Annotated in this window: 11 protein-coding genes and 1 riboswitch; of the genes, 9 read left to right on the top strand and 2 right to left on the bottom strand. The window is 70.3% G+C overall.

Features of this window, described 5'->3' with window-relative positions; translation table 11 throughout:
- Nucleotides 1-71 precede the first annotated feature (71 nt).
- The 7 genes from ACILR4_RS20675 (at nucleotide 72) to ACILR4_RS20645 (ending at nucleotide 9,409) form a co-directional block, all read left to right on the top strand.
- Entirely contained in the window at nucleotides 72-2,378 is a 2,307-nt protein-coding gene (locus tag ACILR4_RS20675; protein ID WP_395702766.1) for an ATP-binding protein, read from the top strand.
- Between the two features lie 93 nt (nucleotides 2,379-2,471).
- Entirely contained in the window at nucleotides 2,472-3,965 is a 1,494-nt protein-coding gene (locus ACILR4_RS20670) for a putative bifunctional diguanylate cyclase/phosphodiesterase (protein ID WP_395702765.1), read from the top strand.
- A 45-nt stretch (nucleotides 3,966-4,010) separates the two neighbouring features.
- Complete coding sequence (locus ACILR4_RS20665; protein ID WP_395702764.1) at nucleotides 4,011-5,069, top strand: homocysteine S-methyltransferase family protein; 1,059 nt, start codon at nucleotides 4,011-4,013, stop codon at nucleotides 5,067-5,069.
- A gap of 106 nt (nucleotides 5,070-5,175) precedes the next feature.
- Nucleotides 5,176-6,162, top strand: coding sequence for a hypothetical protein (locus ACILR4_RS20660; protein WP_395702763.1), 987 nt, complete (start codon nucleotides 5,176-5,178; stop codon nucleotides 6,160-6,162).
- The gene (locus ACILR4_RS20655; RefSeq protein WP_395702762.1) at nucleotides 6,149-7,228 is read left to right on the top strand and encodes a sensor histidine kinase; all 1,080 of its coding nucleotides are present in this window, start codon (nucleotides 6,149-6,151) and stop codon (nucleotides 7,226-7,228) included. Before ACILR4_RS20660 ends, ACILR4_RS20655 begins: the two co-directional genes overlap by 14 nt.
- A gap of 41 nt (nucleotides 7,229-7,269) precedes the next feature.
- Nucleotides 7,270-8,010: a LytR/AlgR family response regulator transcription factor gene (locus tag ACILR4_RS20650; RefSeq protein WP_395702761.1), complete on the top strand. Its 741-nt coding sequence runs from the start codon at nucleotides 7,270-7,272 to the stop codon at nucleotides 8,008-8,010.
- Nucleotides 8,011-8,044: 34 nt separating this feature from the next.
- A complete protein-coding gene (locus tag ACILR4_RS20645; RefSeq protein ID WP_395702760.1) occupies nucleotides 8,045-9,409 on the top strand; it encodes a hypothetical protein in 1,365 nt (454 codons plus the stop codon).
- Here the strand turns inward: ACILR4_RS20645 and ACILR4_RS20640 are convergent.
- The gene (locus ACILR4_RS20640; protein WP_395702759.1) at nucleotides 9,403-9,990 is read right to left on the bottom strand and encodes a hypothetical protein; all 588 of its coding nucleotides are present in this window, start codon (nucleotides 9,988-9,990) and stop codon (nucleotides 9,403-9,405) included. The two genes, ACILR4_RS20645 and ACILR4_RS20640, sit on opposite strands and share 7 nt — an antisense overlap.
- A gap of 104 nt (nucleotides 9,991-10,094) precedes the next feature.
- A riboswitch (S-adenosyl-L-homocysteine riboswitch) is annotated at nucleotides 10,095-10,196 on the top strand.
- Between the two features lie 29 nt (nucleotides 10,197-10,225).
- Between ACILR4_RS20640 and metH the strand changes: the two genes are divergently transcribed.
- Nucleotides 10,226-12,967 carry a methionine synthase gene (gene metH, locus ACILR4_RS20635; RefSeq protein ID WP_395702758.1) on the top strand — a complete coding sequence of 914 codons (2,742 nt, stop codon included), beginning with the start codon at nucleotides 10,226-10,228 and terminating at the stop codon, nucleotides 12,965-12,967.
- Between the two features lie 127 nt (nucleotides 12,968-13,094).
- On the top strand, nucleotides 13,095-13,955 hold the full coding sequence (locus tag ACILR4_RS20630) for a PEP-CTERM sorting domain-containing protein (protein WP_395702757.1): 861 nt from the start codon (nucleotides 13,095-13,097) through the stop codon (nucleotides 13,953-13,955).
- Here the strand turns inward: ACILR4_RS20630 and ACILR4_RS20625 are convergent.
- A partial coding sequence (locus tag ACILR4_RS20625; RefSeq protein ID WP_395702756.1) for an ATP-binding protein occupies nucleotides 13,930-14,357 on the bottom strand: 428 nt, incomplete at its 5' end. The genes ACILR4_RS20630 and ACILR4_RS20625 overlap by 26 nt on opposite strands.

The raw sequence follows: 14,357 nt of genomic DNA, 5'->3' as shown, positions 1-14,357 counted from the left end.
CAGCCGGCTGCGCCAAGATCCGCTGAACGCCGGGCCGGGGACCGTCCCCATCGCCATCGGCCGGAGCGCAGATGGTCGTCAAGGTGCACAACAGCAGCGCGCAGTGGATTCCGTCGCCGGGTTTGGCCCAGGCGCCGGTGCTGGACCGCCTGTGCTCGCATTTCGTGCTGACGCTCACGCGCGCGCAGGCCGGCCAGTTCAACCTGCGGCGTGACTGGGGCGGCCTGCTCTCGCTGGTCGGCCGCCACCTCGTGTGGCCCGCCAGCGCGCTGGGCCGGCTGCGCGCCTACCTGGTCAAGCGCTGCGAGGGCAATGCGCTGTGGCGCGGCCATGCCGCCTTGAGCGACGCCGCCTTCATCGAACGCCATGGCCAGTGGCGCGGGCCATATGAAGAGGGCACGCTGTTCTTCTACCTCGACGAGTACGTCAAGGACGCGCCGAAAGACCTGGCGGCGGTGCTCTCGGCCACCTGCGACTGGCTGGGCCGCGACCTGAAGAAGCAGTCCACGCTGGTGCAGAAGAACATCGAGGCGCTGGCCAACCTGCTGCAGCTGAACCCGGCCGAGCGTGCGCTGCTGCTGTACGGCACGCTGGCGCGCTACCAGCGCGAGCTGCGCGGGCTGCTGGTCGAGTTCAAGGTGTCGAACGCACAGCAGGCCTATGCCGCGATCGCCGCGGTGGCCGGCGTCGACGAGCGCGAAGTCGCCGAGGCGCTGCGCGCCGGCAGCCGGCTCGAGCGCATCGGCATGGTCGAGAACCTGATCTCCGAGCACAACATCACCGACCTGGCCGACCTGATGAAGGTCAGCGAGCAGCTGCCGCCGGTGCTGATGCGCGAGTACAAGGGCCCGGACGAGCTGATGGCGGTGTTCACCCGCCCGGCCAGCAAGAGCGAGCTGACGCCCGCCGATTTCGCCTTCGTCGCCGATGACGTGCGCATGCTCACCCGCCTGCTGGGCCAGGCCGCGGCGACCGAGGCGCATGGCGTCAACGTGCTGCTGTACGGCCCGCCCGGCACCGGCAAGACCGAGCTGGCCAAGGTCTGCGCGCAGGCCGCCGGCCTGGTGCTGTACGAGGTGGAATACGCCGACCGCGACGGCAATTCGCTCTCCGGCCGCGACCGCTACCGCTCGCTGCAGATCAGCCAGGTGTTCCTCAAGGGCAGCCCGGGCGTCGCGCTGCTGTTCGACGAGGTGGAGGACGTGTTCCCTCCGCTGTCGGCCGATGCCGCGCAGTGGATGGCGCGGCTCGACGCCAGCGGCAACGATCCCGGTCCCTCGGCCAGCGTCAGCGGCAAGGCCTGGGTCAACCAGATCCTCGAGACCAACCGCGTGCCGGTGATCTGGATCACCAACCGCATCGAGCAGATCGACCCCGCGTTCCGCCGCCGCTTCCAGTACCACCTGGAGCTGAAGTCGCCGCCGCCGGGCGCCCGCCAGACGCTGGTGCAGCGCGCGCTGGATGGCGAGCAGGTGAGCGCTGGCTTCGTCGCCAAGCTGGCCGAACGGCGCGGGCTGACGCCGGCGCAGATCCGCACCGCGGTGCGCTTCGCGCGCCTGGCCGGCGAGCGCGAGCAGGTGGAGGCGCTGATCGAACGCCAGCTGGCCAATGCCGACCGCGCGCTGGGCCAGGCCGCCGGGGCGCGTGCGCGGCCGGTGGTCACGCGCTACGACCTGTCGCTGCTGAACCTGGAGACGCGCTATCCGGTGGATCGCATCGTCGAGGCGCTGCGCCGCCGCGGCCACGGCACGCTGTGCCTGCATGGCCTGCCCGGCAGCGGCAAGACGGCGCTGGGCGAGCACATCGCGCAGGCGCTGTCGCGGCCGCTGATGATCCGCCTGGCCAGCGATCTGGTCAGCAAGTTCGTCGGCGAGACCGAATCGAACATGGCGCGCATGTTTGCCGAGGCCGAGGCCGAGCAGGCGGTGCTGCTGCTGGACGAAGCTGACAGCTTCCTGCGCAGCCGCCGCCGCGCTGAGCGCCACTACGAGGTCACCGAGGTCAACGAGATGCTGGCCGGCATGGAACGCTTCGCCGGCATCTTCATCTGCACCACCAACCTGTTCGACGACCTGGACGAAGCCGCGTTGCGCCGCTTCACCTTCAAGCTGCGCTTCCTGCCGCTGAACCCCGCGCAGCGCGAGGCGATGTTCATCGCCGAGGCCTTGCCCGCCGGCACCGCGATCGACGATGAGCAGCGCCAGCGCCTGGTCGCGCTGGACCTGCTGACGCCGGGCGACTTCGCCGCGGTCAAGCGCCAGGCCGAACTGCTGGGTGGGCCGCTGGCGGCCGACGAGTTCCTGTCGCAGCTTGAAGGCGAGCACCGCGTGAAGCCCGAGGTGCGGCAGCGCCGGTCCATCGGCTTCGGCACGGCCTGATCGGCCGGGGCCGGCGCCGCGCCGGCAGATCTTCTCGCTTTTCGCGGCTGCGGCGCCATCAAGCTCGGCGCGCGCCGGCCGATCCACAAAGTGATGGAAACGATCACCGCATCGACGCCGGCCGCCAGTGCCTGGCTGTGGCCGAGCCTGCTGGTGCTGGCGGCGCTGCTGCTCAGCATCGGGCTGCTGGCGTGGCGCCTGAAACGCACCGGCGCACGGCTCGAGGCGGCCAACACCCGCATCGAGGAAGGCGAGGGCCTGGCGCTGCCGGGGCTGGTCGGCCGCCCGCGCTTCGATGCCGCGCTGGACGAGGCGGTGAATCGCTGCGACCAGCGCCAGGGCAGCCTGTGCGTGCTGTTCGTGAACCTGGACAACTTTCGCAGCGTCAACGACTCGTTCGGCTTTGGCGGCGGTGATGGCGTGATCGCCCAGGCGGCAAAGCGCCTGCTCGAGCTGGCGGGTGCCGGCGCCGTGGTGTCGCGCATGGGCGGCGACGAGTTCCTGCTGCTGCTGCCACGCCCGCTGAACGAGGCCAGCGAGCTCGCCGCCCGGCTGGTGAAGGCGCTGGTCGGACCGTACCGGCTCGGCTCCCGGGACGACATCGCGCTCGGTTGCTCGATCGGTCTGGCCGCCTATCCGCAGCACGGTTCCCGCCCGCTGCTGGTGTCCCATGCCAACAGTGCGATGCGTGCCGTCAAGCTGGCCGGCGGCGGCGACCACATGGTGTTCGAGCCGCGCATGGCCGTCGATGGCCGCGAGCAGGCCGAACTGCTGCAGGACCTGCGCCAGGCGGTGGCCAAGGGTGAGTTCGAGCTGTACTTCCAGCCCAAGGTCGATGCCCGCAGCCTGCAGATCACCGCTGCCGAGGCGCTGCTGCGCTGGCACCACCCGAAGCGCGGACTGGTCAGCCCGATGGTCTTCATCCCGATGGCCGAGCGCCACGGGCTGATCGGCCCGATCGGCGACTGGGTCATCGCAGACGCCTGCCGCCAGGCCGCCGAATGGCGCGACCAGGGCCTGCGCATGCGCGTGGCGATCAACATCTCGCCCTACCAGATGCGGCAGGACGACCTGGTCGACCGGCTCGTGGGCACGCTGCTGCGGCACAAGCTGCAGCCGGGCCGGTTCACCTGCGAGATCACCGAATCGGTGGCGATGGAGGACACGCAGATCACCAAGCGCACCTTCGACAAGATGCGCCAGGCCGGGCTGCACGTGTCGATCGACGATTTCGGCGTCGGCCAGACCAGCCTGTCCTACCTGCGCCGGCTGCCCGCGGCCGAGCTGAAGATCGACGCCTCCTTCGTGCAGGACATTGCCGCCAGCGCGGATTCGCATTCCATCGTCAAGGCGCTGGTGAACCTGGCGCATGCGCTGAACCTGCGCGTGGTGGCCGAGGGCGTCGAGACCGAGGCGCAGCGCGACGCGCTGGTGCACATCGGCTGCGACGAGCTGCAGGGCTACCTGTTCGCCAAGCCGATGTCGGCGCGTGCGCTGGGGCTGTGGGCGCTGGACGATGGCGAGCGACCGGAAGCGCAGTTCCGCTCCTCGCTGTTCCAGGACACGCAGCCGATGGCCAGCCTGTAGACCCCGTCACGCCCTGGGCGGCGCGGTGCTTCCTACAATCGCGCGATGCCTGCCACCGCCACCCCTGCCTACACCCGCGCCGCCGCGCTGCCCCAGCTGCTGCAGCAGCGCATCGTCATCATCGACGGCGCGATGGGCACGATGATCCAGCGCCACAAGCTCGGCGAGGCCGATTTCCGCGGCAGCCGCTTCGCGGACCACGGCAAGGACCTGAAGGGCAACAACGACCTGCTGCCGCTGACGCGGCCGGACGTGCTGCTGGAGATCCACCGCGCCTACCTCGCGGCCGGTGCCGACATCATCGAGACAAACACCTTCGGCGCGACCTCGATCGCGCAGGAAGACTACGGCCTCGGCCACATCGCGCGCGAGCTGAACGTGGCGGCCGCCCGCATCGCACGCCAGGCCGCCGACGCCTTCGCCTCGGCCGACAAACCGCGCTTCGTGGCCGGCGCGCTCGGCCCGACGCCGCGCACCGCCAGCATCAGCCCCGACGTCAACGACCCCGGTGCGCGCAACGTCAGCTTCGAGCAGCTGCGCGCGGCCTATCACGAGCAGGCGAGCGGCCTGCTCGAAGGCGGCGTCGACCTGTTCCTGGTCGAGACCATCTTCGACACGCTGAACGCCAAGGCGGCGATCTTCGCGCTCGACGAGCTGATGGAAGCCACCGGCGAACGACTGCCGGTGATCATCTCCGGCACCGTCACCGATGCCTCGGGCCGCATCCTCTCGGGCCAGACCGTGTCGGCCTTCTGGCATTCGGTGCGCCACGCGCGGCCGCTGGCGGTGGGGCTGAACTGCGCGCTCGGTGCCACGCTGATGCGCCCGTACATCGAGGAACTGGCCAAGGTGGCGGATGACACGTACATCAGCTGTTATCCGAATGCGGGCCTGCCCAACCCGATGAGCGAGACCGGCTTCGACGAAACCCCGGCCGTCACCGGCGCGATGCTGGAAGACTTCGCCAAGAGCGGATTCCTGAACATCGTCGGCGGCTGCTGCGGCACCACGCCCGAGCACATTGCCGAGATTGCGCGCCGTGTCGGCAGCTACCGGCCGCGTGGCCGGCACGACCCGCTGTTCACGCCGCTGCTCGCGGCCTGAAGCGCACCGCTCGCCGGGCCCGATCCACCGTTCGCCGGGTTACTGCTGGCGGGTGCCGGCTGCGGCCCGCACAGTCGTGCCGATGCAGGCACGATGGGAGCGGTGAATGGACGAGGACCGATCGGCGCCCGGCGTCGATGAGCGCCCGGTCGCCCATGGCACGGTGCTGCGCTACCGCGCGCAGCCTGCTCCCGGCGCGCCGCCGTTCCCCGATCACCGGCGGATCGGCAGCGTGCCGGCCGACCGCTGGGACGCCATCGAGCGCGGCAGCGCGCGCGCGGACTGGATCTGGCCGACCTGCGACGCGCTCGCACGGGTGCACCGCAGCGGCCGCACGCTGCTGGCCGCCGTCAACATCAGCACCGCGGTCCCCGCCGACCGCTATGCGCCGACGATCAGCGACCCGGTCACCCGCCGCGCTGCCAAGGTCTTCCTGCGCGCCTACGTGCAATGGCTGCTCGACAACGTGGGCGCCGCGGCGCTGACGATCGATGCGGACATCGTCGCGCAGCGCGGGCTCGACCAGCCCGGCAGCGAGGACCGCGGACGCGCCTGGGCGCAGTGGTACGTCGAAGCCGCCGAGCTGGCCCGCAGCGCCGCGGCCGAGCGCGGCAAGAGCGCGCGCCTGAAGCTGCTGCCCTGCCTGGGCGGCATGGCACAGGGCTGGCAACGCGAGGTTGTCGAGGCCTCGGATGGCCTGGCCCCCGAGGTCGAGGCTGTCAGCCGCGACGGCGCGTTCGACTGCCACGCGATCGACGGCGAGGACCTCGCCGCCCGCCTGCGCAAGGGCCGGCGGCCGGTGCCGCTGCGCTTCAACGACGGTGACGACTTCGAGTTCCTGCGCTACCGCGACCCCGGTCTCGGTGCTGGCAGCAGCCCGGCGAGCACGCTTCTGCAGTTGCGGCTGGCCGCACCGGGCGACCTGCTGCTGCAGGTCAATGGCCACTGGCTGGCGCAGCGCGGCCAGCAGTTCGACATCGACCTCACGGCACACTACGCGATCGAGGGTCCCAATGTGATCGACGTCCTCGCCACCGGGCCGGCCTTCCCGGTGGACCAGCAGGTGGAAATGCTCACCCTTGTCCAGACCTGAGACCCACATCGCGACACCCGAGCTGCGCCGCCACACCGCGTGGCTGGTGCTGCTGGCGCTCGGCCTGGCGGCGCTGGTGGTGGTGATGGCCACGCGCAATGCGCGCATCGCGGTGTACCAGGTGCTGCCCACCGTGCTGGCCATGCTGCTGGCCGGCGGGGCCGCGGCGCGTGTGCTGCTGCGCCAGCTGCCGCGCGCGCCGCTGTGGCTGATGCTGCTGGGCCCGTCCCTGGCCAGCTGGCTGGGGCTGCGCGCCACGGTGTTCGCGTTGGCGGTGACGCACGGCCGCGCGCTCGATGCGGTGTTCGCCCGGCCGGTGGTGGAGCGCGGCCAGCTCGCCGCCCCGCTGCTCGGGGCCCTGATCGGCGCCGCCTTCTGGCTGTACGAGCGCATGCGCCGCCTGGAGTGGACCGCCTGGCAGCGCCAGCAGCTGGACCGCGCGCACCACGACCAGCTCGAACGCGAGCGCGTGCTGGCGCAGATGCAGCTGCTGCAGGCGCAGATCGAGCCGCATTTCCTCTACAACACGCTCGCCAACCTGCGCCACCTGGTGCAGCACGACAGCGCGCGGGCGCTGCAGATGCTCGATCACCTGATCCGTTATTTCAAGCTGGTGCTGCCCAGCTTCCGTGCCGACCGCCTGCCGCTGGGCGACGAGCTGGCGCTGGTGCAGGCCTACCTCGACCTGCTGCGCGAACGCCTGGGCCGCGAGATCACGCTGGCGCTGGACGTGCCGGCGCGCTGGCTGGCCTTTCCGCTGCTGCCGGGGGCCTTGCTGTGCCTGGTGGAGAACGCGGTCAAGCACGGCCTGCCCGAGGATGGCGCCGCCCTGCGGCTGCTGATCGCCGCACGCCAGGAGGGCGAGGTGCTGCGCCTGACCGTGCGCGACAACGGCCCTGGCCTCGGCGCCGAACCCGGCAGCGGCGGCACCGGCCTGGCCAACCTGCGCGAGCGCCTGCGCCTGCTGCATGGCGATGGCGCGTGGCTGCAGCTGCACAATGCGCAGCCCGGCTGCGAGGCGGTGCTGGTGGTGCCCTGCGAGGTCCCGCCCGGTTCCCACGACTGACGAACCCGCCACGCCCCTGCAAGGCCATCCTCCCGCCCACCATGCGTGCCCTGATCGCCGACGACGAACCGCTGCTGCGCGCCGAGTTGCGCGAAGCGCTGGCCCGCGTGTGGCCCGAATTGCAGGTGGTGGCGGAAGCCGCCGACGGCAAGCAGGCGCTGGCCGCGGCGCTGGCGCAGCGGCCCGAGATCGTGTTCCTCGATATCCGCATGCCGCACCTGGACGGCCTGGGGGCCGCACGCCGGCTGCGCGAGGCCGGCTTCGATGGCGAGATCGTGTTCGTCACCGCCTACGACCACCACGCGCTGGCCGCCTTCGACCAGCGCGCGATCGACTACCTCGTGAAGCCGTTGGAGCCCGAGCGCCTGGGGGAAACCGTGGCGCGCCTGAAGTCCCGGCTGCGCGGGGGCGCCGCCGCGCCGGTGCCGGCGCCCGCCACGGCCCCCGCCCCGACGCCGGCGCCGCGCTGGTTGCGCGTCACGCGCGGCAGCGAAACCCGGCTGGTGGCGGTGTCCGACATCGCCAGCTTCCACGCCGTGCCGGGCTACACGCAGGTGCTCACCCGCGAGGGCGTGCACCTGATCGAAGACTCCCTCAAGAGCGTGCAGGCCTGGGTCGACCCGCAGCTGTTCCTGCAGGTGCACCGCGCGACCATCGTGAACCTGCAGTTCATCGAACGCATCCTGCGCGAGCGCCCGGGCCATTGCCAGATCGAGCTGAAGCACGGCCTCGGCCGCATCGAGGTCAGCCGCACCGGATCGGAGCTGTTGCGGCGGCTCTAACGCCTGTATGCTGTGTCCCTTCAGGGAGGCACACATGATCGATCCTATGCGCCGGGCGCTGGCACCATTCATGGCTGCAGCGCTGATTGCCGGGTGCGGCGGCGGGAACGCGGATGCGCCGGTCACGCGTCCGACCGCTGACGCCGAATCGGCTCCGGCGGTGCTTGATGCGCGAATTGGCTTGGCCGACTATCTTGCGGTACGCAATCGGCAGGCGGTTGTGTCGGCTTTCCCGACGCTTTCGGATGCCGAGCGCGCCAGTGTCTTTTCGCACAGTCGCGCGCGGGCCGTGGCGACGCTCAACCTGGGGTCGGCGCTTTCGGTCAACGATCTTGTCGTACTACCCCTCACGGAGTCCTTCGTCCGGCTGATTGCCGGCAGTGCGCGGGGTCAAACCCTGGCCGAGCTGCTGGCGCGCTATCCGGCCGATCTCGGCCCAAATGCCGCGGCCGCACAGACGCAAGGTGTTCAGCGTCAACTCGCGGCTCGGGCCGACGCCCGATTTCTGCCGGAGTTCCTGGCCGGCAGTGAAAACCTGGAGGCGGGGCTGCCGCTGCTGGGTAGCTGGAGTGCCGTGGTTCTGGCGGATTGGGCCGATCTGAAGCGGTCGACGGTGATGCCGGGGGCGCTTCCTTCCACGTCGCTCGTGCCGACCGACAATACGCGCCTTGTCGTCTGGGATGCTTGGTCAGAGCTCTTCAGTTGGCCCCGGACCGAAGCGTTCGACGGTGTGTATGCCAATGAGCTTGGCGGGCGGCAGAAACTGCCGATGCTGCGAATCAAGGGCAGTGTCAAGCGATACGAAGGCGACACCTTTGTCGCCTGGGCGTTGGAGCAATCCGGCCGTTTGCTTCTAGCGCTGCAACCCCGCAGCGGCACCCTCCAGGACTTTGCCGGGCGGGGCTACCTGGATTCGGCGCTACGCGATGCAGTGCACGCATTGCAGTCGCCGTCGCTGGCGGCCGAGCCCGGCGGCGAAATGGTGTTGCCGGTGCTTTCGAAGTGGGAAGTTCATATCCCGGGAGACGCATGGTCGGCAGGTCTGACCCTGCCTTTCGACATGGTGAATGCCGATCTGCGCGGCTTGGACGGGGGTGGCACCTATTTGCGCGCCGGCGTGGCAGATCGGCGGCTCGAGATCGCGGCCGAAGGCCTCATCGTGGAGGCGGCGCAGTCCGTGGCCTTCGAATTCAGCCCGCGCAACCGATTCGATCCAGTCAGCGCGGGCCTGACGATCGGCACCAACACCGGCTTTCCTCGCATCCCTGCGATCGGAGCCGATCCCTGCGGCCGCGCCACCCCTGACCTGCGCAGCTTCTTCGTCGCGCTGATCGACGCGCAACAACGCGTGACCGCGCTGGCCTCGATCAGAGCGCTCGACGGTCCGCCCTGTCAGTGACTCTGCGTGGCCTGCAGTCGGGCTGACGCGGCCGAGTCCGGTTCGCGCGTCTGCATGGCAGCCGCCACGCTCAGGCGCAGCATCACGTCGCCGCCGCTGGCGCTGCTGCCGGCCTCGACGCGGTGCGCGGCTACGCCGCGCGACAGCAGGTGCTGGCGCGCCGCCAGGGCCCGCGCGGTCGGGCCCGGCGCGTTGATGCGCAGCTTGCTGGCCGGCTGCCGCTTCAGGCTCTGGCCCAGCTTGTCCAGCACCGCCTGCAGCGCGGGCTTGGGCTTCGGTGAATCGGCTTCGAACGAGAACGCCATCGGCACCAGCAGCTGCAGGGCGCCGCCGTCGGTCTCGCTGCTGATGCGCACCGGCGTGCCTTCGAACAGCTGCTCGAGCCAATGCTGCTCGGCCGCCAGTGGCGAGGGCTTGGGCGCAGGCGCTGGGGCGGGCGCAGGGGCTGGCCGGGCTTCCGTCCGCGGCGCAGGGATGGCGACAACCGGCGGCGGGGCCGGTGCGGGCGGTGGCGGGGCCGGCGCGCGGGAGGCACAGCCGGCCACCAGCAGCACGCCCGCGCTGGTCAGCAAAGCTCTCATGCCGCGATTACATCGCAGCGATCCAGGTCCTTCCGGCGGTCGCGTGGCTTCGTGCATGTAATCAAGGTGTGTAGCGGTGAAGCCGCGTCGGTAGAATCCCGGACTTTCCCGAGGAGCGTTGCAACGGCGTGACCTGAACGCCGCCAGGCTCGGGGTATCGATCCAGGCTTACCGGCCGGATCGCATCGCAACGGCGCTCACCCTCCGCTTTCTTGCGTTCTGGGTGATCCGCGCCATGACTTCCGAATCCCTCGTCCCTTCCGCGGCCGTGCCGCCGATGCGCCTGTCCGGCCTCGAGCCGGTGTCCATCGGCGAAGGCCACCTGTTCGTCAACATCGGCGAACGCACCAACGTCACCGGTTCGCGGGCATTCGCGAAGATGATCCTCGAAGGCCGCTTCGAGGACGCGCTGTCGGTGGCGCGCCAGCAGGTCGAGAACGGCGCGCAGGTCATCGACATCAACATGGACGAGGCCATGCTCGACAGCCAGGCGGCGATGGTGCGCTTCCTGCAGCTGATCGCCAGCGAGCCCGAGATCGCGCGTGTGCCGATCATGGTGGATTCGTCCAAATGGAGCGTCATCGAGGCCGGCCTGCAGTGCCTGCAGGGCAAGGGCATCGTCAACTCGATCTCGCTGAAGGAAGGCGAGGTCGAGTTCAAGCGCCAGGCCACGCTGGTGCGGCGCTATGGCGCGGCCACCGTGGTGATGGCCTTCGACGAGCAGGGCCAGGCCGACACCTTCCAGCGCAAGACCGAGATCTGCGCCCGGGCCTACCGCATCCTGGTGCAGGAGGTCGGCTTCCCGCCCGAGGACATCATCTTCGACCCCAACATCTTCGCGATCGCCACCGGCATCGAGGAGCATGCCAACTACGCGGTCGACTTCATCGAGGCCACGCGCTGGATCAAGCAGCACCTGCCCGGCGCCAAGGTGTCGGGCGGCGTCTCGAACGTGAGCTTCAGCTTCCGCGGCAACGAGCCGGTGCGCGAGGCCATCCACACCGTGTTCCTCTATCACGCGATCAGAGCGGGTCTGGACATGGGCATCGTCAACGCCGGCATGGTCGGCGTCTACGACGAGCTCGACCCGGACCTGCGCGAACGGGTGGAGGACGTGGTGCTCAATCGGCGGCCCGACGCCACCGAGCGCCTGCTCGAAGTGGCCGATGCGGTGAAGGGCGCGGCCAAGGACGAAAGCACCAAGCTCGCCTGGCGCGCGCACGATGTCGACACCCGGCTGGCGCATGCGCTGGTGCACGGCATCACCGACTTCATCGTCGAGGACACCGAGGAATGCTGGCAGCGCATCAAGGCCTCGGGCGGCCGGCCGCTGCACGTGATCGAAGGTCCGCTGATGGCCGGCATGAACACGGTGGGCGACCTGTTCGGCGCCGGCAAGATGTTCCTGCCGCAGGTGGTGAAGTCCGCCCGCGTGATGAAGCAGGCCGTGGCCCACCTGGTGCCCTACATCGAGGAAGAAAAGCGCCAGCTCGAGGCCGCCGGCGGCGACGTGCGGGCCAAGGGCAAGGTGGTGATCGCCACCGTGAAGGGCGACGTGCACGACATCGGCAAGAACATCGTCACCGTCGTGCTCCAGTGCAACAACTTCGAAGTCATCAACATGGGCGTGATGGTGCCGTGCCAGGACATCCTGGCCAAGGCGCGCGTCGAAGGGGCGGACATCGTCGGCCTCTCGGGCCTGATCACGCCCAGCCTGGAAGAGATGCAGCACGTCGCGGCCGAGATGCAGCGCGACGACTGGTTCCGCATCAAGAAGATTCCGCTGCTGATCGGCGGCGCTACCTGCAGCCGCGTGCACACCGCGGTGAAGATCGCGCCGCACTACGAAGGGCCGGTGGTCTACGTGCCCGATGCCTCGCGCTCGGTGGGCGTGTGCTCGGACCTGCTGTCCGACGAACGCGCCACGCGCTTCCTCGATGAGCTGAAGGCCGACTACGAGCGCGTGCGCCAGCAACATGCGAACAAGAAGGTCACGCCGCTGGTGCCCTGGGCCGAGGCACGCGCCAACAAGACGCCGATCGACTGGGCCACGACCTTGCCACCGGCGCCGAAATTCATCGGCCGCCGCGTCTTCCGCAACTACGACCTGGCCGAACTGGCCGCGTGCATCGACTGGGGTCCGTTCTTCCAGACCTGGGACCTGGCCGGCCGCTTCCCCGAGATCCTGCGTGACGAGGTCGTCGGCAGCGAGGCGCAGCGCGTCTTCAGCGACGGCAAGCGCCTGCTGCAGCGCGCGATCGAGGGCCGCTGGCTGCAGGCCAACGGCGTGATCGCGCTGCTGCCGGCCAACACGGTGGACGACGACACGATCGAGGTCTATGCCGACGAATCGCGCCAGCAGGTGCTGCTGCGCTGGCGCCCGCTGCGCATGCAGACCGAGCGGCCGGTGGTCGATGGGGTCAAGCGCCCGAACCGCTGCCTGGCCGATTTCATAGCGCCTAAAGGACGCGGCCAGGACCACATCGGCCTGTTCGCGGTGACCGCCGGCCTCGGTGCCGACAGGAAGGTGGCGCAGTTCGAGGCCGACCACGACGACTATTCGTCGATCATGCTGAAGGCCCTGGCCGACCGCCTGGCCGAGGCGTTTGCCGAGCGCCTGCACCAGCGCGTGCGCACCGAGCTCTGGGGCTACGCACCCGACGAGCGCTTGAGCAACGAGCAGCTCATCGCCGAGGCCTACCGCGGCATCCGCCCCGCGCCGGGCTACCCGGCGTGCCCGGACCACGGCGTCAAGCGCGCGATGTTCGACGTGCTCGATGCCGGCGACATCAGCATGGGGCTGACCGAGAGCCTGGCGATGACGCCCGCGGCCAGCGTCTCGGGCTTCTACATCGCGCATCCGCAGGCGACCTACTTCAATGTCGGCCGCATCGGTGACGACCAGCTCGCGGCATGGGCCGAGGCCGAGGGCCGCGCGCGCGACGCGGCGGCGCGGGCGCTGGCGGCATTGCTCTGATCAGGCTGCGGCCTGCCGTGGGCGGCGGCGCGCCGCGCAGGGCTGCGTGAGGTTTGTCACGCCGGCCGTGGCGCAGCCGGCGGTCGCAGGGCGTCTGTACCAGCAGACACCTTTCGGAGCCGACCTCATGCCCACGTTCAGCCTCATACCCCAGGACGCCACGGCCGTCCACCCGGGCGCCATCGGTGCCGCGCCTGGGGCTGCCTGGCGTCGGCTTCTGCCACTGGCGATGTTGCTGCTGGGCGCGGTGTTCGGGCCCGGCGCGGCGGCCGGACCGGTGGCCCTCGCGTCCCGCATCAACCTGGTCGCCAGCGCGCAGGCGGACCGGCGCGTCACCGCCGTCCAGGATACGCAAATCTTCGCGCCGTCCGACCCGCTGACCGATGCGCGCATCCAGGCGTCGGCCTACTCGACGACCCCGGACGGCAGTGTGCTGGCGCTGGCGAACATCGGGCTGGAAAGCGACTGGAACGGGCCGTCACAGGGCACGCTGAGCTGGGACATCCAGGCCGGCGGGCACAACAACTTCTTCGGCGGCGGGCAGGTGACCTATGTCGGCAATCAATGGACCTACCGCTTCGAGACCACGGTCGACAGCCTCTTCTCGCTGGACTTCAGCGTGACGAACGACCCGCTGATGGATCCGATCGGCGGCTCCTTCGGCGTGGTGGTCGATGGCGTGCTCATCGATTACTACCGGCCCGGCGACTCGGGCTCCAGGACCTATGGGCTGGGCGGCGCCGGTGTCCACCAAGTCAGCCTGAGCATGACCCGAAACATCGCGCAACTGTCGGCCTTCGAGGACAAGCACTTCGGGCAGCGGGCCTTCTTCGCGTGGCAGATCGAGGACGCCGGCGCGGGCCCGACCGCCACGGTGCCGGAGCCTGGCACGGTGGCGCTGATCGCCACCGCCTTGCTCGCGGCCGGCATCAGCCGGCGGCGCATGCATTGCCAGCCGGGCGTCAGCGGCCCGGCAGCGCGCGCCTGAACTGCAGCGCCTCTGCCAGGTGCGGCACGCCGATGGCGTCCGCGCCGGCCAGGTCGGCCACCGTGCGCGCAACCTTCAGCACGCGGTGCAGCGCGCGGCCGGACCAGCCCAGGCGCTGCGCGGTCTGCTGCAGGAAGCCGGCGCTGCGCGCGTCCAGGGCGCAGACGCTGCCGAGCTGCGCCGCCTGCAGCGCGGCATTGGCGCAGCCCTGGCGCTGCAGCTGGCGCGCGTGGGCCGCGGCCACGCGCTCGGCCACGGCGGTGGACGACTCGCCATCGGGCTGCGCCAGCATCTCGGCGGGCGGCAGCAGCGACACTTCCACCTGCAGGTCGATGCGGTCGAGCAGCGGGCCCGACAGCTTGGCCTGGTAACGCGCAATCTGCTCGTCCGTGCAGCGGCAGC

It is taken from the genome of Aquabacterium sp., assembly GCF_044226965.1.
Lineage (GTDB): Bacteria > Pseudomonadota > Gammaproteobacteria > Burkholderiales > Burkholderiaceae_C > Pseudaquabacterium.
This window is presented reverse-complemented; position numbering and strand designations above follow the sequence as displayed.